This window comes from Bradyrhizobium sp. Arg237L, from assembly GCF_029990105.1.
Lineage (GTDB): Bacteria > Pseudomonadota > Alphaproteobacteria > Rhizobiales > Xanthobacteraceae > Bradyrhizobium.
The window spans coordinates 57179-77530 of record NZ_JAQMIL010000033.1 but is presented as its reverse complement, the minus strand read 5'-3'; the positions used below and the strand labels follow the sequence as shown (position 1 = coordinate 77530).

Below are 20352 nucleotides of genomic sequence, written 5' to 3'. Positions count from 1 at the left end.
AAAAGATCATGCGCGAGAATCGCTGATGGTCAGGCATGTGGTTGCCCCGGTGAATGAACTGCCGCCGGGCACACGGAAGTTCATGGAGATCGACGGCCGGCCCATCGCGGTCTTCAACGTCAAGGGCGAGTTCTTCGGCCTCTTGAACCGCTGCCCGCATCAGGGCGCTTCGCTGTGCGAGGGACCGTTGATCGGGCTCGCGCAATCGTCCGATCCGGGCGAGATCGAGTACACGAAACTCGGCGAGATCATCCGTTGTCCCTGGCACGGATGGGAATTCGACATCCGCACCGGCCAGTCCTACTGCGACCCCAAGCGCTTCCGCGCGCGGGCCTATCCGGTCAATGTCGAGCCGGGCACGAACGTGGTGAAGGGTCCGTATGTCGCGGAGACTATCGCGGTGTCCGTGGAAAGCGACTACGTCGTGGTGGATTTGTAGTGGAGTTGTAGGGTGGGCAAAGCGAAGCGTGCCCACCATTTCATGCTGTGCTCGCGATGGTGGGCACGCTGCGCTTTGCCCACCCTACGGCTTCGCGCTCCCCGGTAATTGCTCCGTCAGGCGGCAACCGCTTCGCGCGCCTCGACTCGCTCGCCGCCACGATAGACCGTCAAGGTCGCGATGATGCCGAGCGTTGCCGCGAGCATCAGCCAGAAGCCCGGCGATGCCTTGTCGCCGGTGTGGTCGATCAGCCAGGTCGACGCAAATGGCGTGAACGTGCCGAACAGCGCCGCCGCCAGTGCAAAGGCCAGCGAGAAGCAGGTGGTGCGCACATGCGCCGGCACGATCTCGACCAGGCAGCCGAGCATGGTGCCGCTGTAGACGCCGAAATAGAACGAGAACATCATCTCGACCGCCAGCATCTTGCCGAAGGTCGGCGCGGCAACCAGCCAGTGCAGTGCAGGATAGGCCGTGATCAAGGAAAGCCCGGCGATCGTCAGCAGCACCGGCTTGCGGCCGAGCCGATCGGAGACCGCGCCGCCGACCGGGTTCCAGATGAAATTGGTCACTGCCACCAGCAGCGTCACCAGCAGTGCGTCATGCGTTGACAGTTTCAGCACGTTCTTGCCGAAGGTCGGCGTGTAGACGGTGACGAAGTAGAAGGTCGTGGTGGTCAGGATCGCGATCATCATGCCGAGGATCACGATGCGCCAGTTCGCGAGCGCGGACGCGAACACTTCGGACGCGGACGGATGCCGCTTCATGGCGAGGAACGCCGGCGTCTCCTCCAGCGTCCGCCGCAGCACGAAGATGAAGGGGATGATCAGGCAGCCGATGAAGAACGGGATGCGCCAGCCCCAGGCCGACACCGTCGCCGGCGAGATCATCTCGCTCAGGACATAGCCGACGATCGCGGCGACGAAGATCGCGACCTGCTGGCTCGCCGACTGGAACGAGGTGTAGAAGCCGCGGTTGCCGGGCGTTGCGATCTCCGACAGATAGACCGAGACGCCGCCAAGCTCGACGCCGGCGGAAAAGCCCTGCAGCAGCCGGCCGATCAGCACGATGACGGGCGCGGCAATGCCGATCGTCGAATAGCTCGGGCAGATCGCGATGACCACCGTGCCCACAGCCATGATCGCGAGCGTGACGATCAAGCCCTTGCGGCGTCCGATGCGGTCGATATAGGCGCCCAGCACGATCGCGCCGACCGGGCGCATCAGCGCGCCCAGCCAGAACACGCCGAACGTGTTGAGCAGCGAGGCGGTCTCGTTGTCGGAGGGGAAGAACGCCTTGCCGATCGCGCTCGCATAAAAGCCGAACAGGAAGAAATCGAACTGCTCGAGGAAATTGCCGCTGGTCGCGCGCAGGATGGCGCCGATGCGCGATTTGATCTGCGGTATCTCTGCCGTGCTCGTTGGCGCCATGCGCGTCTTCTCCCCGTGCTGCGACGAAAAGCCTCGTCTGCGCGGCAATTTGGCACAGCTATGCGGCGCGACCAACCCGCAAACGCGTCGATCACCCGGAAATCTGCAGGTTTTTCAGGTCTTCAGGCCTTGCTTTGGGCCGATGCCACCATCCACTGCCGGAACGCCGCGAGCTTCGGCGAATCAGCCCGCGCCTGCGGTGAGACCAGGTAGAAGCCGGCATCGGCGGGGAGCGTGATCTTGAAGGGGACCACCAGCCGCCCCTTGGCGATGTCGTCCTGCACGTAGGATGTCCGGCCCATGGCGACGCCGATGCCGTCGATCGCGGCCTGGATGGTCATGAAGATCAGGTCGAAGGTGATGCCCGGCTGCTTTGAGAGGTCGGCCGGCAGCCCGGCCGCCGTCAGCCACAGCCGCCAGTCGTCACTGTTGGCGTTGCTGGTGTGCAAGAGCACGTGGCCGCGGAGGTCTTCAGGGCATTTCAGCGGCTTCTCACCGTTGAGCAAGGACGGGCTGCAGACCGGAAACAGCTCGTCCGCCATCAGCCAGTCGGCGCGTAATCCCTGCCATTGACCGCGGCCGTAGCGGATCGCGGCGTCGACATTGTCGCGCTGGAAGTCGACCAGGCTGGTCGAGGTGGTGATGCGGACGTCAACGCCGGGATGCGCCTCCTGGAATGTGGAAAGCCGCGGCAGCAGCCATTTCGCGGCGAGCGAGGCCAGCGTCGACACTGTCAGCACGTGGTCGTCCTCGCGCCGCAGCAGCCGGTCGGTGGCAAGCTTCAGGTCATTGAAGGCAGCGCGGACGCCCGGGAGATATTCGGCCGCCTTCGGCGTCAGCGTCAGCGCCCGGTTCTGCCGCACGAACAGCCGGACGCCGAGCTCCTGCTCGAGCCGCTTGATCTGATGGCTGATCGCGGTCTGCGTCACGTTCAGCTCGGCGGCCGCCTGGGTGAAGCTCAGGTGCCGCGCCGCGGCCTCGAAGGCCCGCAAACCGTTCAGCGAAGGCAGCCTCGCGGTCATCTCCTGCATCCGTCCTGATATATGACTTTATCTCATGTGAAGCGGGACAAAGTGTCGTTTGTGCAAGGCAGAAATAGCGCCGATATTGCGTGTGACAGATTAGCGATAGGAGCTGAGCATGTCCACTTGCACCCATGAATCGATGATAAATCATCATGGACAGGGCCTGTTCGCAAAGGCCTTCACCCAATTAAGCGAGACCCTCCACGTCTGGCATCAGCGCTACGAGACGCGCCGCGAGCTGGCCCAGTGGTCCGAGCGCGATCTCCACGACATCGGCAAGTCCTGGAGCGACGTCGCCCACGAAGCCGAAAAACCCTTCTGGCGGGCATGAGATGACGCCAATGCTGGCGTCGCCGCCGAAGCGGGGCGCCAGCCAATTTCTTTCGGAGAGCGTGTCATGACCACCCTGCGTCTCGACGATCTCAAGCAGTATTCCGACGTGCTGCGTTCGCGCAGCGGCGACAAGATCACCGTGCGCTTCGTCGAGCCGCGCGATGCGGAGGAGTTGCAGAATTACTTCCGCTCGCTCTCGACCCGCTCCCGTTACAACCGTTTCTTTGGCGCCATGCGCGAACTGCCGAAGAACGTGCTGGAAAATTTCGTGCATGTCGGCGAGCGCGAGCAGTTCAGCGTGGTCGCCACCGGGATGGTTGACGGCTTCGAAGTCATCGTCGGCGAAGCGCGCTATGCCTTCCATGCGGAGGATGCGAGCATCGAGTTCGGCGTCTCGATCGACGACCGCTGGCAGGGCCAGGGCATCGGCCGGGCGCTCCTGAAGAATCTCGAATGCCGCGCCGCTGCGCTCGGTGCGGTGCACCTGTTCGGCGACACCTTGCGTTCCAACGACGCCATGATCGGGCTGGCAAAAAAGGCAGGTTACGCCTTCACCAACAGCCCCGGCGACTGGAAGCTGGTGCGCTTTGCGAAACACATCGCTATCGAACCGCGGGATATCCCATGTGCCAGTTGGCGGCTCGCTGCCGCCGACAAGGCCGCTTTCTCCTCGCTTGCGGTTTGATCACTGGCCCGGTTCTGGCCGCCCCAGAACCGGGCTTTTTTCTTTTTGTTGCTTACGAGGCTGCCCGCCATCACTCTAGTGTCGTCCCGGGCTTGCGCGCCGCGGCGAAGCCTTTGGCGTAGCCGGGACCCGGGACCCATAACCAAAGGATTTCGTGATGTGCTCCGATGCCTCCCACCGTCATTGCGAGCGCAGCGAAGCAATCCATCGCACGGCAAGTGGAGGCATGGATTGCTTCGCTGCGCTCGCAATGACGGGGTGACTTGCCCGCACCACAACAACTCCCTGTGGTTATGGGTCCCGGCTCAAGGCCGGGACGACAGCGCGCGCTAGAACTTCTCCACCCAGGGACGCAGCTCCATCTCCCAGGTCCAGGCGCTGCGCGGTTGCTGCAGCACGTTCCAGTAACTCAGAGCAATCGCGTCGGGATCGAGCATCGAATCCGGACGGTCCTCCGGATCAGGGCGCGTCTTGCTGCGGATACCGCCGTCGATAACGAAATGCGCGACATGAATACCCTCTGCCGATAGTTCGCGCGCCATGCTCTGCGCCAGTCCGCGCAGCGCGAACTTGCCCATCGCGAACGATGACGATTGTGCATAGCCTTTGACGCTGGCCGAAGCCCCCGTGAACAGGATCGCGCCATGCTTGTTCGGCAGCATGCGCTTTGCTGCCTGCTGCGCCACCAGGAAGCCGCCGAAGGCCGAGACCGCGATTGCGTTGGCGACATCGGCCGGCATGAGGTCGATCAGCGGGCCGCGCGCCCGCGCGCTCGCGTTATAGACCACGAGATCGGGCGTTCCGATCTCGCGCTCGACCAGGCCGAACAGACGTTCAACCTCGTCGGCGTCCGTTGCGTTGCAGGCAAAGGCACGCGCGCCGGTTTCGGTGCAGAGTGCGCCGAGTTTTTCGATTTGCCGTGCGGCCAGCGCCACGCGAATTCCTTCGCGCGAAAATAACCGCGCCAGCGAAGCGCTGAGGCCTTCGCCGACACCGACGATCAGTGCAATCTTGTATTTCGGGGTTTCCATGAGCTTTCCTTGAGCTGCCGGAGAAGATTTTGCTTTGGCAGGAAGCTGCGGCGAAATTGGCTCTCACGCCGCAACCGTATGGGGCGACATCCCGGCATTCGATGTGCGATAGTCTCATCCAACAGATGAGGAAACGAACCAGAGATTTCAATGCAGCCACTGCAACAACATCCGAACGCCGATATCGCCAACCAGCCGGACCTGCTCGCGCCCGATACCTCGGGCATGAATTTCTACCGGGACGATCCGGCGCTTCAGGACCTGCTGCGACTGCATCTGCCCGACGCGCTGCTTCGTCATATCGAACCGCATCTCGATCGGTTAGGCGCGCTCGCCGGTGGCTACCTCGACGAATGCGCGCGGCTTGCCGACCGCCACGTGCCGGTGTTGCACCAGCGCGACAAGTTCGGCCGCGACGTGCAGTGGGTCGAATATCACCCGGCCTATCGCGAATTGGAGAAGGCCGCGTTCGGCGAGTTCGGCATCCACGCGATGTCGATCCGCAAAGGCGTTTTGGGCTGGCCGGACAAATATCCTGTCGCGGCGAAGCACGCCTTCACCTTCCTGTTCAACCAGACCGAATTCGGGATGGGCTGTCCGATCAACGTCACCGACGGCTGTGCAAAGCTGCTCGCGAATTTCGGCAGCGAGGCGTTGAAGGCAAAATACTTGGACGGCCTGACCCAGACCGACATGAGCGAGCTGACGCAAGGCGGTCAGTTCATGACCGAGAAGGAAGGCGGCTCCGACGTCGGCACGCTGACCACGACTGCGGTGCAGGAAGGCGATCACTGGCGCCTCTATGGCGAGAAATGGTTCTGCTCGAATGCGGACGCCAAGGTCGTGATGCTGCTGGCGCGGCCGGAAGGCGCCGGCCCCGGCACGCGCGGCGTCGGCCTGTTCCTGATGCCACGCTTCCTCGATGACGGCTCGCAGAACCGCTACCGGATCGTGCGGCTGAAGGACAAGCTCGGCACACGCTCGATGGCCTCGGGCGAGATCAAGCTCGAGGGCGCGATCGCATATGCGGTCGGCAAGCTCGACCGCGGCTTCGTGCAGATGGCCGAGATGGTCAACTCGTCCAGGCTCTCAAACGGCGTCAAGTCGACCGCGCTGATGCGCCGTGCGTATCATGATGCGATGACAGTGGCGAAGGGCCGCGTCGTGTTCGGCAGCCGCATCATCGACCTGCCGCTGGCGCGGCGGCAATTGATGAAGATCATGCTCGCGACCGAGCAGGCGCTGTCGATGAGCTTCTTAACGGCGGATGCGCTTGACCGTGCCGAAGCGGGCAGTCAGGACGCGGCGGCGCTGCTGCGCATCCTGACGCCGACCTTGAAATTCCGTGCCACCCGCGATGCGCGAAAGGTCTGCGGCGATGCGATGGAGATGCGCGGCGGCATCGGTTACATCGAGGAATTCGTCACCGCGCGGCTGCTGCGCGACGCGCATCTCGGCTCGATCTGGGAAGGCACCGGCAACATCGTCGCGATCGACGCGTTGAAGCGCGCGGTTGGCCGGCATGGCGCCGATGCGGCGCTTGCCGCGGACCTGCACGCGCGGCTCGACGACAGCGCCAATGTGCCGCAGGCCTGGCGCAGCCGCCTGCATGAACTCACCGATCGCTCCATCGGCTTTGCGCGCGAAGTCGCCGGCCGCATGGACAACGAAGCGGAAGCACGGCGCGCCACCAGCCTGCTCTACCACGTCGCAAGCGCGGTGACGCTCGCCTGGGAAGGCGGGCGCATCGATGAGATGCGGGGCGATGCACGGCGGCTATTGCTGTCGCGCCTGGTGATCGACCATCGCGTTGCCGCCCATGATCCGTTCCGGCTGACGGAAAACACCGTATCGCGCGCCATCACCGATCACCTGCTCGGTGACCGCGCCGTCGGCATGGCCGAGGTTGGCGAATTGCTTGCCGCAGCGTAGGCTGCCGCTTCCACCTCTCCCTTCGGGAGAGGTGGAGAGAGCGTCGCGACAAGATAGACGCAACGATAAACAACAGAGGGGAAACACCGATGAAGGCCGCCGTCCTGTACGAAGTCAACAAGCCGCTCGTGATCGAGGACGTCAGCCTGCCTAATCCCGGACCGCGCGAAGTGCTGATCCGCACTTCCGTCGCCGGCCTCTGTCATTCCGATCTGCACTTCATGGAGGGACTCTACCCGCATCCGCTGCCCGCCGTGCTCGGCCATGAATCCGCGGGTGTGGTGGAGAAGGTCGGCTCCGACGTGAATTATGTGAAGCCCGGCGATCACGTCGTGACCTGCCTCTCGGTGTTCTGCGGCACCTGCGACAACTGCACCACCGGACGTACGGTGCTTTGTACCGACACCACCGTGAAGATGCTGCCGGGCGCTTCCAACCGGCTGCAATGGAACAGGCCGGAGAAGTTGAACCAGTTCCTCAATCTCTCGTCCTTTGCCGAGCAGATGCTGGTGCATGAGAATGCAATCGTGAAGATCCGCAAGGACATGCCGCTCGAGCTCGCAGCCCTGATCGGCTGCGGCGTCATCACCGGCTATGGCGCTGTCGTGAACACCGCCAGGGTGCAGGCCGGCGAGACGGTGGCGGTGATCGGCTGCGGCGGCGTCGGCATGGCCGCGATCAACGGCGCCGAGATCGCTGGTGCTGGCCGCATCATCGCGATCGACACCAATCCGGCGAAATTGCAGCTCGCGACCAAGCTCGGCGCCACCGACATCATCGACCCCAGGAATGGCGACGTGGTGCAGCAGGTGCGTGAGCTCACCGGCGGCGGCGTGCATCATTCCTTCGAGGTGCTGGGCCGCAAGGAAACTGCGGAGCAGGCCTTCGGCATGCTCGCGCCCGGCGGCACCGCGACCATCGTCGGCATGATCCCGTTCGGCCAGAAGATCGAACTGCACGGCTTCGATTTCCTGCGCGAGCGCCGGATCCAGGGCTCGTCGATGGGCTCCAACCATTTCCGCGTCGACATGCCGCGGCTGGTTGAGTTCTACATGCGCGGCAAATTGCACCTGGAGGACTGGATCTCGGCCAAGCTGAAACTGTCCGAGATCAACGAAGGCTTCGCCAACATGAAAGCCGGCAAGACGCTCCGCAGCGTGATCATGTTTGATAGCTGAGGCACTCTCTTTCCGTCATGCCCGGGCTTGACCCGGGCATCCATCCATCTTCGCAAAGACGTCCTTGTTAGCGATGGATTGCCGGGTCAAGCCCGGCAATGACGGCTACGCGTCACCGCGTCACATGCGCCGATACCGCGAGCCATTTCCCGTTCTGCTTTGCCCAGCAATCGGTGTATCGCCCCTGCGCCTGCTGCCCGTCCGGCGTGGTGTAGCTGGTTGCCCCATGGATGATGGCGAAGTCGCCCATGATGCGGATCTTTACATCATGCGCCTGCAGGTTCCTGATCGCCACCGGCCTCGCGGTCTGCTCAAGGAAGCCGACGCGGTCGACCAGCGATTTGTCGGGATTTGAGCAATAGAACTCCGGCGCAAGGATCTCATCGAAGCGCCTGACGTCGCAATTCTGCACCGAGGCGACATAGTCGCGATTGAGCGCGGTGGGTTCGTCGATGTCGTTGGTCATTGTTTTCCTCCCTTGTTCCCGTCATCGCAAGGAGCGAAGCGACGAAGCAATCCATGCCTCCGCGAGTGTGGATAGATGGATTGCTTCGCGGAGCCTGTCATCGGGCGGCGCTTCGCGCCGACCCGGTGGCTCGTGATGACGTCAGTCATCAAACATCTTCGGCGGCACGAACCCGCCGAATTCGCGCTCGATCAGTTCAGCCAGTTTCAGCGGCGTGCGATCCTCCAGCCAGGGCCCAACGATCTGTACGCCGATCGGCAATCCATCCGGCGCGAAGCCGGTCGGTATCGCTGTTGACGGAAGCCCGGGCAGCGTCGCGATTCCGGGCCAGGCGAGCTGGTCCGGATAGACGTGCTCCTTGCCGTCGATCATGATGCGGCGTTTCTCCTGCTCGGGCGAATGGTCGTGCGGATAGGCCGGCGTCGGCATGATAGGGCAGATCACGGCATCGAATGTCTTGAAAAATTCGCGCCATTGTGCGCGGAGCCGGGTGCGGCCGCCGTCGGCCATTACCCAGTCGCGATGACTGAGCGCGATGCCGCGCAGCCGTTCGGCGGCAAGGCTGGTATCGCTCTCCGGTAGCGCCGCGGCGGCCTGCTTGGCCCCCTCATAGACGTCGGGCGCGAAGGAAGCGGCGAGGAACGACATCAGTATCCGCATATAGAGCCGGGTCGATGCGGCGAAGTCCGGCAACAGCTTGCTCTGGCGCTCGACCTTGACGCCTGCCTTGGCGAGGTTGGCGGCGAGTCTTTCGATCGAGCCGCGTACCACCGAATCCGTCGGCATCACCGGATCTGTGTCGATCAGCAGCACGCGGAAGTCTTTCAGCGCGGCATGTCGCGGCGCCGGCAGGTCGAGCCGGTAGGCACTGGCGTCGAGCGGATCGGGGCCAGCGATCGCATCGAGCAACAACGTCAGATCGGCCGCGCTGCGCGCCATCGGCCCGATCACCGAGAGATCGCGGTTGAACGGCAGCGGTGGCAAGGGAGGCGGCGCGTGACCGCGCGACGGCGCCAGCGCGTAGCTCGGCTTGTGCGCATAGACGCCGCAATGAAATGCCGGCACCCGCAATGAGCCGCCGATGTCGGAGCCGAGCGAGAGCGGCCCGTAACCTGCGGCGAGCGCGGCCGATGATCCGCCGGACGAGCCGCCCGGTGTGCGGCCAAGATCGTAGGGGTTGTTGGTGGTGCCGTAGATGTCGTTGTAGCTCTGCCAGTCGCCGAGGACGAGCGGCACGTTGGTCTTGCCGAGGATGACCGCGCCGGCATCCTTGACCCGCGCGACCGAGAGTGCGTCCTCGGTCGGCGTGAAATTCTTCTGTTCGGGAATGCCCCAGGTCGTCGGCAGCCCCGCGATGTTGTAGGATTCCTTCACCGTGATGGGGATGCCGAGCAGCGGCTTTTGTTCGCCGCGGGCAAGCGCGGCATCGGCGGCGCGCGCCGTGGCCAGCGCGCGATCGAAATCGCGCACGCAGACCGCATTGATTTTCGCATCGTGACGCTCGATCCGGCCGATCGCATCCTGCGTCAGTTCGACCGCGGATACTTGCTTTGCGGCAAGCGCCGCCGATATCTCGATCGCAGTCTTGAAGCTCCATTGCGATTTGGCCAAGGCGAACTCCTGATGTGATGGCGGTGCTGCAACAATGATGGTCACTTTGCATGACCGCCGCAAGCGTGAGACGTCACGGCGTGATGCGCCGACGATCATCGCCGATCTGATAGCACCGATGCTTGACAGGAATTGCTGCGCTAGAGCTTCGGTTCTGATTCCATCAGAACCAAAGCTCTAGATTCTTGTTTTGACGCGTTTTCTTCACGCGAACCGGTGTCCACTTCGCTCGAAAACGCTTTACGCCGCGCCGATCAAAATGCCGACACCGAGCACGATGGCGCCGCCGAGCACGATCTGGAACACCGCCTGCAGGAACGGCGTGTCCATGTAGCGCGAGCGGATGAAGGCGATCGCCCACAATTCGAAGAACACGATGATGCTGGCGATTGCGGTCGCAATCCAGAACGCGTTGGGCCAGGTATCGGGAACGAGATAGGGTAGGGTGTGGCCGAGGCCGCCGAGCGTCGTCATCACTCCGCAGGTGAGGCCGCGCAGCCACGGCGAGCCGCGCCCGGTCAGCGAACCATCGTCGGACAGCGCCTCGGCAAATCCCATGCTGATGCCGGCGCCGATCGAGGCGGCGAGGCCGACCAGGAAAGTCTGCCAGTTCTGGTGGGTGGCAAAGGCGGCGGCGAACAGCGGCGCCAATGTCGAGACCGAACCGTCCATCAGTCCGGCGAGTCCGGGCTGCACATATTGCAAGACGAACATGCGCCGCCGGGTCCGGTCCTCCTCGGCGCGCACGTCGGGCTTCAGGATATCGTCGGTCAGCCGGACGGCCAGGTTCTCGTGGTGTCGCTCTTCCTCGGCGAGATCGCCGAGCAGGCGGCGCACGCCGACATCCTGGGCCTGTTCGGCGGCCTTGGCATAGAAGCGCTCGGCCTCCAGCTCCATGGTCCCGACTTCCTTGCGGATGGTGTCGAGCGGCAGGTTCTTGGTCAGCCAGATCGGGCGGCGGCGCAGAAAGCCCCTTACGTCCTCGCGGCGGATTGGCGGCAGATGCGGGCCGAACCGCTGCTCGTAGAGCTCAAGCAGCCGATGCCGGTGGCCGCGTTCCTCCTCGGCCATCTGCTCGAAGATCTTTGCAGTATCTGGATAACGTTCGGCGAGGTCCTCTGCGAAGGTCATGTAGATGCGGCTGTCCTCCTCCTCGGAGGCGATCGCAACCGCCAGCACTTCGCGCTCGGTCAGATCGGCAAAGTTCTTCACGGAGCCGCCTTCTCATCTAGTTTAGAATTATTCTAAACTACTTAGGAGGCCTTGGCTACCGCGTCAATCACCTTCCGCCGCGCGCGTCGCGCAGGAATGCGAGCAGGAGCCGGCTGACCTCCGCCGGCTGCTCCTGCTGCACCCAATGGCCGGCGCCATCGACCAGATGGCAGCCGATCATGTTGCTGCAGGCCTTCGATTGCATCGTCTCGAACACGCCAGGCCGCTGGTAGGTGCCCCAGTCCTGCCTGCCGGAGATGAAGCAGGAGGGCACGTCGATGGCGCGGCCCGACCATGTCTGCAACTCCGGGACGAACGCGCCGGAGGTGCCGCAGCGATACCATTGCAGGCCACCCTGGAAGCCGTTGCGTTCGTACTCGGCGCTGTAGAAGGCAAGCTCGTGATCCGGCAGCCACTTGTTGGCGGCGATGTCGGCGGCCGACGGCATCTCTTTCGCCACCGTGACGGCCATGCCCTCGGCGAGATCCATGATGTAGTAGGTCGGCAGCTTTGCCAGTTCGCCCGCGGACCAGGACTGTAGCGGGTAGGGTTTGTTGTCTTTCCAGTCCGCGCTCTTGTGGTGGTAATAGGCGCGCAGGAAATCATGCACGCCCTGCGGTGCGCGGTACATGTCGGTATTGGCCTCGCGCGTCGAGTAGTACCATTGGTAGTGCTTGCGCGGTCGCGGCAATGCCGCGAGCTCGCGATGCACCGGGTCCTCCGTCGCAGGTTTCGCCGGCGCATCCGCGGTGTCGAATGGCAACGACGGCGGGCCGCCGAACGGCGCGCTCATCATTGTCACCGCCCGGAACACATCCGGCCGGATCAGTGCGCACCACGCCGCGACCGACGAGCCGAAGTCATGCCCGATCACGGCATCGACGTGTTTGTAGCCGAACGCCGACACCAGCCCCAACGCATCGCGCACCAGATTGGGGAGACGAAACGACGCGAGATCGCCGTCATAGTCGCCATCCCAGCCGGTAGTGCGGCCGTAGCCGCGCTGGTCCGGCGTGATCACGTGATATCCGGCCTCAGCCAGCGCAGGCATCACCTTGCGCCAGGAGAACGCGAGCTCGGGAAAGCCGTGCAGCAGCAGGAGGCAGGGCCGGCCTTTGGTTTCGAAATCGGCCTCGAGCACATGCATGCGCAGACCGTTGATATCGTCGACATAGCGGGAGCGTATGCCTGAGGGGAGCGGAATGTCGGGAAGAGCACTCATGGCCGTTTCCATCCACGTCTTGTCATGCGCGCGACTGTAAAGACGTGGACGCCCGGGACAAGTCCTGGCGTGGGCTGCCGTAGGGTGGGCAAAGCGAAGCGTGCCCACCATCCACATTGCAAGAAAGGTGGGCACGCTGCGCTTTGCCCACCCTACGGCTTATGCCTTCGCCGGCGCCGGCCAATAGCGGTCGCGGAGATGGCGCTTCACCAGCTTGCCGGTCGGCGTGCGCGGCAGCTCGGCTTCGAAGTCGATCGAGCGCGGGCATTTGATCGCAGATAGCCGCGACTTGCAGAACTGGATCAGTTCGGCCTCGAGTTCCTTGCCGGCCTCGGTCATATCGTGCGGCTGCACCACGGCCTTGACCTCTTCGCCCATCTCCTCGTTCGGCACCCCGAACACCGCAACGTCGGAAACAGCGGGATGCGTGATCAGCACATCCTCGGTCTCCTGCGGATAGATGTTCACACCGCCGGAGATGATCATGTAGCTCTTGCGGTCGGTGAGATAGAGGAAGCCTTCCTTGTCGAGATAGCCGACATCGCCGAGCGTCGACCAGCCCTTCGCGTTATAGGCGCGCTTCGTCTTCTCGGGATCGTTGTGATAGGTGAACGCGGGCGCGTCGGCGAAATAGACCGTGCCGATCTCGCCAACCGGCAGCTCCTCGTCGTCCTCGTCGAGGATCTTCACCTTGCCGACGACAGCGCGGCCGACCGTGCCGCGGTGCTCCAGCCATTGCTGCGAGGTCGACACTGTGACGCCATTGCCCTCGGAGCCCGCGTAATACTCGATCAGGATCGGCCCCCACCACTCGATCATCTGGGCTTTGACATCGACCGGGCAAGGCGCGGCGGCATGGATCGCACCCTTCAGCGAGGAGACATCGTACTGCGTGCGCACTTCGTCGGGTAGCTTCAGCATGCGCACGAACATGGTCGGCACGAGCTGCGACTGCGTCACCTTGTGCTTTTCGACCAGTTTCAGGAATTCCTCGGCGTCGAACGATTCCATGATGATCGAGGTGCCGCCGAGCACGATCGCCATCATGTTGAAGCGCAGGGGAGCGGCGTGATAGAGCGGCGCCGGCGACAGATAGATGGTGTCCGCGTTCATGCCGCACATGTCGGCGCACAGCACCCGCAGGAACGGGTTCGGCACGTTGATCGGGTTACCCTCGAACTGCTTCTTGATGCCCTTGGGGCGGCCGGTGGTGCCGGAAGAATAGAGCATGTCGTAGCCGGCGACCTCGTCCGCAATCGGCGTGGTCGGCTGCACGACCGCTTCCTTGTCGAAGGAGCGAAAACCCGGCTGCAGCTCGTCGAGCATGAACCACAACGGTTCGCCCGGCTCGCCGTTGATGAGGCCCTTCACCTGCTCGGCACATTTCGGCGAGGTGATGAAGAGCTTGGCGCCGCAGTCCTTGATGATATAGGCGATCTCGTCCTGCTTCAGGTAACGGCTGATCGCGGTGTAATAGAGTCCCGCGCGCTGCGCCGCCCAGCAGATTTCCATGAAGGCGAGCCGGTTCTCCATCAGGAAAGCGATGTGGTCGCCGGCCTTCAGTCCGAGCGAACGGAACAGATGCGCGCCCTGGTTGGAGAGTTCGTCGAGCTCGCGATAGGTGATCGCCTTGCCGGTGCCGGCCATTTGATAGGCGATCTTGTCCGGATGCGTGCGCGCGTGGATGGTGGGGTGGGTCATGGGATTTCCTCAAGACGCGAAGGGGCGAATAGCGAATAGGGAGTGGCGAATAGAGGAAGGTCAGTTTGTCCCTATTCGCCACTCGCTACTCGCTATTCGCCCCTTGCTGACTGGCTGTTAGTTTTGTTTGTTAGAGCATGATCCGGAAAAGTGGAAACCGGTTTTCCGAAAAGATCATGCTCAAACAAAGAGATGAGATCATGATCCGATTCCGTCTAATCGAATCATGATCTAGAGTCGTTCCACAATCGTCACATTCGCCATGCCGCCGCCTTCGCACATGGTCTGCAGGCCGTAGCGCTTGTTGCGCTGCTTCAGCGCATTGATGAGCGTGGTCATCAATTTGGTGCCGGAGCCGCCGAGCGGGTGGCCGAGCGCGATCGCGCCGCCGTTGACGTTGAGACGGGCAGGATCGGCGCCGGTGGTCTTCAGCCACGCTGTTGGCACCGAGGCGAAGGCTTCGTTGACCTCGAACAGGTCGATGTCGTCGATTGTCATGCCGGCCTTCTTCAGCGCGCGTTCGGTGGCGGGCAGCGGCGCCTCAAGCATGATCACGGGATCATGGCCCAGCATGCTCATGTGGTGGATGCGCGCCATTGGCTTGACGCCGAGCTGCTTCAGCCCCTTTTCGTTGACGACCAGCACGCCGGAGGCGCCGTCGCAGATCTGGCTCGAGCTCGCCGCGGTCAGCTTGCCGTTCTCGGCGATCAGCTTGACGCCCTTGATGCCCTCGCGGCTGGCGTCGAAGCGGATGCCTTCGTCGATGTGGTGGGTGTCCGTGGTGCCGTCGGCGCGGGTGATCTGCACCGGCACGATCTCGTCCTTGAAGTGGCCGGCTTGCGTGGCCGCAATCGCGCGCTGGTGGCTGCCATAGGCATATTCATCGAGCTGGTCTTTGGAGAGACCGTATTTCTCCGCCATCATCTCCGCACCGGTGAACTGGCTGAACATGATGTTCGGGTAGCGCTTCTCGATGTTCGGGCTCTTGTAGTAGCCAAAACCGTTCTTCTGCGGCAGCGACGAGGCAAGGCCCATCGGCACCCGCGTCATCGATTCCACGCCGGCGGCGATCACGATGTCCATCGAGCCGGACATCACGGCCTGCGCGGCGAAGTGCAGCGCCTGCTGCGAGGAACCGCACTGCCGGTCGATCGAGGTGCCGGGCACGCTTTCCGGCAGCTTCGAGGCCATCACCGCGTTGCGCGCGATGTTGTTGGATTGCTCGCCGGCCTGCATCACGCAGCCCATGATCACGTCCTCGACCAAAGCGGGATCGACGCCGGAACGATCGACCAGCGCGTCCAGCACGGTCGCGGCCAGGTCGGCCGGATGCCAGCCGGCAAGACGTCCCCCCTTGCGGCCGCCGGCGGTGCGAGCGGCGGCGACGATATAGGCCTCGGCCATGTCTTAGTCTCCCTGAGTGTTCTGGATGGGCGTTTCAAAGATGGCGGGATTAAAAGGGCCGTCACGGATTTAGTCAATCAATCAATTAACTCTTGAGATGCGGCGCGGCATCGGGTTATCTGCCCGGCGGATGTTCCGGCAGGGAAGATGGCAGCACAGCTAAATACCAGTATACCAACGCGCCTTCCGGCCGGCAGAAACGCCACGGCGGAGAAGCTATTGGTCGCCGCAAGCGAATTGATGATCGAGCGCGCCTCGATCGAGGTGTCGCTGTCCGACATCGCCCAGAAGTCCGGCGTCAACGCCGCGCTGGTGAAATATCATTTCGGGAACAAGGACGGGCTATTGCTGGCGCTGCTCGCGCGCGATGCCGCAACCGAGATGTCGCAGCTCGAATATCTATTGGCGCAGCCGATCTCGCCGACCGCGAAGCTTCGCCTGCACATCGGCGGCATCATCCGCGCCTATCACCAGTTCCCCTATATGAACCGGCTGATCCATTATCTGCTGCACGAGAGCAGCCCGGAGGCCGCCGACGAGGTATCAAAATTCTTCGTCGCGCCGCTCCTGGATTTCCATCGCCGCCTGCTCAATGAGGGTGTGCAAGCCGGTGAGTTCCGCGAGGTCGATCCCGTGCTGTTCTACACCAGCCTGATCGGCGCCTGCGATCACCTGTTCTTCGGCCGCCACGCGATGTCGCGCGCGACCGGCGTCGGCCCGGTCACCGACGAGGTCTGCCGCGAATACATCAAGCATATGGAAGCGCTGATCTTCGGCGGAATGTTGTACGAGCGAGTAGCGAGTAGCGAGTAGCGAATGGAAAACAAACCCCTATTCGCTACTCCCTATTCGCCATTCGCCAATTAGAAACCCAACCCAAGGAAAGGCATCCCACATGCAGTTGAAAGACGTTGCTGTTCTCATCACCGGCGGTGGCTCTGGCCTCGGGGCCGCCACCGCGCGCGCCATGGCCGCCAAAGGCGCCAAGATCGGCGTGCTCGACCAGAACAAGGAGAACGCCGAAAAGGTCGCGGCGGAAGTGAAGGGCGTCGCGCTTCATGCCGACGTCACCAGCGAGGAGCAGGTGAAGGCCGCGATCGCCAAGGCGGATGCCGCGCATGGCATTGCGCGCGTGCTGATGAACTGCGCCGGCATCGGCGGTTCACAGCGCATCGTCGGCAAGGACGGCGTCTATCCGCTGGAAAAGTTCACCCGCATCATCAATGTCAACCTGATCGGCACCTTCAACGTGCTGCGCCTGTTCGCGGAGCGGCTCGCCACGGCGCAGCCGATCGGCGAAGAGCGCGGCGTCGTCGTCAACACGGCGTCGGTGGCGGCCTATGAAGGCCAGATCGGCCAGATCGCCTATTCCGCCTCGAAGGGCGGCATCGTCGGCCTAACCTTGCCGGCGGCGCGCGACCTCGCCAGCCTGAAGATCCGCGTCAACACGATCGCGCCCGGCATCTTCTTCACGCCGCTCCTGATGGGTCTGAATGAGGAGGCGCGCAAGAGCCTCGGCGCTCAGGTGCCGCATCCGGCCCGCCTCGGCGAGCCCGATGAATACGGTGCGCTGGCCGTGCATATCGTCGAGAACGCGATGCTCAACGGCGAAACCATCCGCCTCGACGGCGCCATCCGCATGGCTCCACGGTAGGCTTCCCTTCTCCCCTTGTGGGAGAAGGTGGCGCGGATGAAATCCGCGCCGGATGAGGGGTTCTCTCCGGCTGGCAACCCCTCACCGTATCGAATGCACCGCTAATGCCGGTGCAGCCCTCTCCCACAAGGGGAGAGGGCGCAGTAACTGGCATCGCGTTCGGGTGAGGCAGGAGTTAAGCGTGACGCAACCGCTTCTGATCGAACATCACGACGGCGTCGATCGGGTGACGCTCAATCGCCCCGAGAGCCTGAACGCGCTCGATCCCTCGCTCATCGATGCGCTGAATGTCTACTTCCAAAGCCTGCAGCGCAACCGCGACACCCGTGTCGTGGTGCTGAAGGGCGCCGGCCAGAACTTCTGCGCCGGCCTTGACCTCAAGCACGCGATGCAGCGTCGCGCCGGGCAGCAGGAGCCGCCTGGAGTCACCGAGTCCCTGGACTCGCAGCGGCGCATCGCTGATATCGTGATGCTGATGCGGCGTTGCCCGCAGCCAATCATCGCGCTGATCCAGGGCGCGGCCGCCGGCGGCGGCTTCGCGCTGGCGCTTGCTTCCGATATCCGCATCGCCACCAGATCGGCGCGGATGAATTGCGCCTTCATCAAGCTCGGCCTCGGTGGCTGCGACATCGGCACCAGCTATTTCCTGCCGCGCCTGGTTGGCGTTTCCGTTGCGTCTGAACTGATCCTGACCGGCCGCTTCATTGGCGCGGAGCGCGCGCTCGCGGTCGGTCTCGTGTCGGAGGTGGTCGAAGAGGGCGGGCTTGATGCGGCGGCCGAGCCTTATGTCGGGGCGATGCTGACGGCGTCACCAGTGGGTCTCCGCCTCTCGAAGGAATGCCTCAACATGAGCGTCGATGCGCCTTCGCTGGAATCGGTGATCGCGATGGAGGACCGCAACCAGGTCCTGTGCAGCCGTTCGGAAGATTTTGCAGAAGGTATCAGGGCCTTTCTCGAAAAACGAAAGCCTGTGTATATCAGGCGATAGCGACAAAGATCCGCAAAGGACAAGAATTCCGGGAGACGCAAAATGGATGGGAATGCAGCCGCGGTGCTGGAAAAGCCGGGCTTTCGCAAGATCGAATGGCTGCCGCGCGACATCGCGGTCGAGCGGCGAGACGACGGCGCAATCGTCCTGAAGTCGCACATTCCGCTCAGCCCTTACGAGACACATATACCTGCTTCGCTCGCGAAATGGGCGAAGCAAGTGCCGGACCGCACCTGGCTCGCCCAGCGCACCGGCCCCGAGCGGCAATGGCGCAACCTGTCCTACGCCGACGCCAAGCGCACGGTGGATGCGCTCACGCAAGGCTTGCTCAATCTGAAGCTCGATCCCGGCCGTCCGGTCACGATTCTATCAGGGAATTCGATTGAGCACGCGCTGATGACGCAGGCGGCGATGCAGGCGCGGCTGCCGGCGGCGCCGGTATCGCCGGCCTATTCGCTGATGAGCCAGGATCACCTCAAGCTCAAATATCTGTTCGACCTGGTCAAGCCGGCCGTGATCATGGTGCAGGACGGGCCGACCTTCGAAAAGGCGCTGCGCGCGCTTGATCTTGATGGCGTCACCGTCGTCCACGTCGCGCGCCCTTGCGACGGCATCAAGAGCGTCAGCTTCGCGGAGCTTGCGGCAACGCCCGTCACTGATGATGTCGAAACCTCGATCGCGCAGATCACGCCGCAAACGGTCGGCAAGCTATTGTTCACCTCGGGCTCGACCGGCATGCCGAAGGCCGTCATCAACACCCAGGAGATGATGTGCGCCAATGCCGCGATGATGATGCAGGTGCGGCCGCGCGATTCCAATGGTCCGCTGGCGACCTATCTCGACTGGATGCCCTGGAATCACACCATGGGCGGCAACGCGCTGTTCAACCCGGTGCTGATCGACGGCGGCACGCTCTATATCGACGACGGCCGGCCGATGCCGGGCCAGTTCGACGAGACTATCCGTAACCTGCGCGAGATCTCGCCGACCTACTACGCCAACGTCCCCGCCGGCTATGCCGCGCTGGCGGCCGCGATGGAAAAGGACGATGTGCTGTGCCGCAGCTTCTTCCGGAATCTCTCCGTGATGGCCTATGGCGGCGCGCGGCTGCCGGACGATCTCTACGACCGCATGCAGGCGCTGGCGGTGCGCTCCACCGGTGAGCGCATCGTGTTCTATACCGGATGGGGATCGACTGAGACCGCGCCGACTTCGACTGGCACCTATTGGGACACCGAGCGCGTCGGCCTGATCGGACTGCCGTTTCCTGGCGTCGAGCTGAAGATGGTGCCGTGCGGCGCGAAGTATGAATTGCGCCTGCGCGGCGTCAACGTCACGCCCGGCTATTTCGGCCAGCCCGAGCTCACCAGATCGGTGTTCGACGAGGAGGGCTTCTACTGCATCGGCGATGCCGGCGTGTTCGTCGACCCCGAGGATCCCGTGCAGGGCATCATCTTCGCCGGCCGAGTGGTCGAGGATTTCAAGCTCACGACCGGCACCTTCGTGCATGTCGGCTCGCTCCGCACCGATGCGATCGCCGCCGCAACGCCGGTGGTGCACGACGCGCTGGTGGCCGGGCAGGATCGCCCCTTCATCGGCCTGCTCGCCTGGCCCAATCTTCATGCCTGCCGGCAGATCATGGGCGATCCCAACGCAACCTTCGAAGACGCGGTGAAGCATCCGGAGGTGATCGACTGTTTCAGGCGCGGACTGGAGGCGCACAATGCTTCCGTCGCCGGCGCCAGCAGCCGGCGCATCTCGCGCGCGATGCTGATGGTCGAGCCGCCCTCGATCGACGGCAACGAACTCACCGACAAGGGCTACATCAACCAGCGCGCCGGCCTCGAGCGCCGCGCGGCGCTGGTGGAGCGGCTCTATGCTGATCAACCATGCGAAGACGTGATCGTGCTGCAATGAAGATCACCTCTCTCCCCTCGTCATTCCGGGGCGATGCGATAGCATCGAGCCCGGAATCCATTTCTCCGCTTGCGCACGCGGCGCGATGGATTCCGGGCTCGCGCTTACGCGCGCCCCGGAATGACAG

18 protein-coding genes are annotated in these 20352 nt (G+C 63.4%); 9 read left to right on the top strand and 9 right to left on the bottom strand.

Annotated elements, in window-relative coordinates:
• Window positions 1-25: 25 nt before the first annotated feature.
• Window positions 26-439, top strand: coding sequence for a Rieske (2Fe-2S) protein (locus OZ411_RS21160; protein ID WP_130578273.1), 414 nt, complete (start codon window positions 26-28; stop codon window positions 437-439).
• Between the two features lie 116 nt (window positions 440-555).
• Here the strand turns inward: OZ411_RS21160 and OZ411_RS21155 are convergent, their stop codons facing one another.
• Together OZ411_RS21155 and OZ411_RS21150 are read right to left on the bottom strand one after the other, a co-directional pair.
• The gene (locus tag OZ411_RS21155) at window positions 556-1866 is read right to left on the bottom strand and encodes an MFS transporter (RefSeq protein WP_130578272.1); all 1311 of its coding nucleotides are present in this window, start codon (window positions 1864-1866) and stop codon (window positions 556-558) included.
• Window positions 1867-1988: 122 nt separating this feature from the next.
• Window positions 1989-2888: a transcriptional regulator GcvA gene (locus OZ411_RS21150; protein WP_282529512.1), complete on the bottom strand. Its 900-nt coding sequence runs from the start codon at window positions 2886-2888 to the stop codon at window positions 1989-1991.
• A gap of 118 nt (window positions 2889-3006) precedes the next feature.
• Here OZ411_RS21150 and OZ411_RS21145 point away from each other — a divergent pair, with 118 nt between their 5' ends.
• Window positions 3007-3222 carry a DUF1127 domain-containing protein gene (locus OZ411_RS21145; protein ID WP_130578270.1) on the top strand — a complete coding sequence of 72 codons (216 nt, stop codon included), beginning with the start codon at window positions 3007-3009 and terminating at the stop codon, window positions 3220-3222.
• A 66-nt stretch (window positions 3223-3288) separates the two neighbouring features.
• Window positions 3289-3909 (top strand): GNAT family N-acetyltransferase, encoded by a 621-nt coding sequence (locus tag OZ411_RS21140; protein WP_282529511.1) that lies wholly within the window; start codon window positions 3289-3291, stop codon window positions 3907-3909.
• 329 nt (window positions 3910-4238) lie between these two features.
• Here the strand turns inward: OZ411_RS21140 and OZ411_RS21135 are convergent, their stop codons facing one another.
• Complete coding sequence (locus tag OZ411_RS21135) at window positions 4239-4940, bottom strand: SDR family NAD(P)-dependent oxidoreductase (protein WP_282529510.1); 702 nt, start codon at window positions 4938-4940, stop codon at window positions 4239-4241.
• A 150-nt stretch (window positions 4941-5090) separates the two neighbouring features.
• Between OZ411_RS21135 and OZ411_RS21130 the strand changes: the two genes are divergently transcribed.
• Both OZ411_RS21130 and OZ411_RS21125 read left to right on the top strand, forming a co-directional pair.
• Window positions 5091-6872 carry an acyl-CoA dehydrogenase family protein gene (locus OZ411_RS21130; RefSeq protein ID WP_282529509.1) on the top strand — a complete coding sequence of 594 codons (1782 nt, stop codon included), beginning with the start codon at window positions 5091-5093 and terminating at the stop codon, window positions 6870-6872.
• A gap of 89 nt (window positions 6873-6961) precedes the next feature.
• Window positions 6962-8050, top strand: a complete 1089-nt coding sequence (locus OZ411_RS21125) for a Zn-dependent alcohol dehydrogenase (protein ID WP_130583293.1) — start codon at window positions 6962-6964, stop codon at window positions 8048-8050.
• Window positions 8051-8162: 112 nt separating this feature from the next.
• On the opposite strand, the gene OZ411_RS21120 is transcribed toward OZ411_RS21125, so the two are convergent.
• The 6 genes from OZ411_RS21120 to OZ411_RS21095 form a co-directional block, all read right to left on the bottom strand.
• The gene (locus OZ411_RS21120) at window positions 8163-8516 is read right to left on the bottom strand and encodes a nuclear transport factor 2 family protein (RefSeq protein WP_282529508.1); all 354 of its coding nucleotides are present in this window, start codon (window positions 8514-8516) and stop codon (window positions 8163-8165) included.
• A gap of 141 nt (window positions 8517-8657) precedes the next feature.
• Window positions 8658-10127 (bottom strand): amidase, encoded by a 1470-nt coding sequence (locus tag OZ411_RS21115; RefSeq protein WP_282529507.1) that lies wholly within the window; start codon window positions 10125-10127, stop codon window positions 8658-8660.
• Between the two features lie 240 nt (window positions 10128-10367).
• Entirely contained in the window at window positions 10368-11339 is a 972-nt protein-coding gene (gene mbfA / locus OZ411_RS21110) for an iron exporter MbfA (protein WP_282529506.1), read from the bottom strand.
• A gap of 67 nt (window positions 11340-11406) precedes the next feature.
• Window positions 11407-12561: an alpha/beta hydrolase gene (locus tag OZ411_RS21105; protein WP_282529505.1), complete on the bottom strand. Its 1155-nt coding sequence runs from the start codon at window positions 12559-12561 to the stop codon at window positions 11407-11409.
• A 159-nt stretch (window positions 12562-12720) separates the two neighbouring features.
• Window positions 12721-14262 (bottom strand): acyl-CoA synthetase, encoded by a 1542-nt coding sequence (locus tag OZ411_RS21100; RefSeq protein WP_282529504.1) that lies wholly within the window; start codon window positions 14260-14262, stop codon window positions 12721-12723.
• Window positions 14263-14493: 231 nt separating this feature from the next.
• On the bottom strand, window positions 14494-15666 hold the full coding sequence (locus OZ411_RS21095; protein WP_282529503.1) for an acetyl-CoA C-acetyltransferase: 1173 nt from the start codon (window positions 15664-15666) through the stop codon (window positions 14494-14496).
• 147 nt (window positions 15667-15813) lie between these two features.
• On the opposite strand from OZ411_RS21095, the gene OZ411_RS21090 reads away from it, so the two are divergent.
• From OZ411_RS21090 to OZ411_RS21075, 4 genes are all read left to right on the top strand, one after another.
• On the top strand, window positions 15814-16479 hold the full coding sequence (locus OZ411_RS21090) for a TetR family transcriptional regulator (RefSeq protein WP_282529502.1): 666 nt from the start codon (window positions 15814-15816) through the stop codon (window positions 16477-16479).
• An 82-nt stretch (window positions 16480-16561) separates the two neighbouring features.
• Window positions 16562-17320 (top strand): SDR family NAD(P)-dependent oxidoreductase, encoded by a 759-nt coding sequence (locus OZ411_RS21085; RefSeq protein WP_282529501.1) that lies wholly within the window; start codon window positions 16562-16564, stop codon window positions 17318-17320.
• Between the two features lie 181 nt (window positions 17321-17501).
• On the top strand, window positions 17502-18308 hold the full coding sequence (locus OZ411_RS21080) for an enoyl-CoA hydratase-related protein (RefSeq protein ID WP_282529500.1): 807 nt from the start codon (window positions 17502-17504) through the stop codon (window positions 18306-18308).
• A 42-nt stretch (window positions 18309-18350) separates the two neighbouring features.
• A complete protein-coding gene (locus OZ411_RS21075) occupies window positions 18351-20225 on the top strand; it encodes an AMP-binding protein (protein WP_282529499.1) in 1875 nt (624 codons plus the stop codon).
• The last annotated feature ends 127 nt before the right edge of the window (window positions 20226-20352 follow it).

What these genes read in the sequence shown, in the direction of transcription:
- OZ411_RS21100 (WP_282529504.1), bottom strand. Translation starts at nt 14,262, where the DNA reads ATGACCCACCCCACCATCCACGCGCGCACGCATCCGGACAAGATCGCC.
- OZ411_RS21160 (WP_130578273.1), top strand. Translation starts at nt 26, where the DNA reads ATGGTCAGGCATGTGGTTGCCCCGGTGAATGAACTGCCGCCGGGCACA.
- OZ411_RS21075 (WP_282529499.1), top strand. Translation starts at nt 18,351, where the DNA reads ATGGATGGGAATGCAGCCGCGGTGCTGGAAAAGCCGGGCTTTCGCAAG.
- OZ411_RS21120 (WP_282529508.1), bottom strand. Translation starts at nt 8,516, where the DNA reads ATGACCAACGACATCGACGAACCCACCGCGCTCAATCGCGACTATGTC.
- OZ411_RS21085 (WP_282529501.1), top strand. Translation starts at nt 16,562, where the DNA reads ATGCAGTTGAAAGACGTTGCTGTTCTCATCACCGGCGGTGGCTCTGGC.
- OZ411_RS21140 (WP_282529511.1), top strand. Translation starts at nt 3,289, where the DNA reads ATGACCACCCTGCGTCTCGACGATCTCAAGCAGTATTCCGACGTGCTG.
- OZ411_RS21150 (WP_282529512.1), bottom strand. Translation starts at nt 2,888, where the DNA reads ATGACCGCGAGGCTGCCTTCGCTGAACGGTTTGCGGGCCTTCGAGGCC.
- OZ411_RS21155 (WP_130578272.1), bottom strand. Translation starts at nt 1,866, where the DNA reads ATGGCGCCAACGAGCACGGCAGAGATACCGCAGATCAAATCGCGCATC.
- OZ411_RS21105 (WP_282529505.1), bottom strand. Translation starts at nt 12,561, where the DNA reads ATGAGTGCTCTTCCCGACATTCCGCTCCCCTCAGGCATACGCTCCCGC.
- OZ411_RS21145 (WP_130578270.1), top strand. Translation starts at nt 3,007, where the DNA reads ATGTCCACTTGCACCCATGAATCGATGATAAATCATCATGGACAGGGC.
- OZ411_RS21130 (WP_282529509.1), top strand. Translation starts at nt 5,091, where the DNA reads ATGCAGCCACTGCAACAACATCCGAACGCCGATATCGCCAACCAGCCG.
- OZ411_RS21095 (WP_282529503.1), bottom strand. Translation starts at nt 15,666, where the DNA reads ATGGCCGAGGCCTATATCGTCGCCGCCGCTCGCACCGCCGGCGGCCGC.
- OZ411_RS21090 (WP_282529502.1), top strand. Translation starts at nt 15,814, where the DNA reads ATGGCAGCACAGCTAAATACCAGTATACCAACGCGCCTTCCGGCCGGC.
- OZ411_RS21125 (WP_130583293.1), top strand. Translation starts at nt 6,962, where the DNA reads ATGAAGGCCGCCGTCCTGTACGAAGTCAACAAGCCGCTCGTGATCGAG.
- OZ411_RS21135 (WP_282529510.1), bottom strand. Translation starts at nt 4,940, where the DNA reads ATGGAAACCCCGAAATACAAGATTGCACTGATCGTCGGTGTCGGCGAA.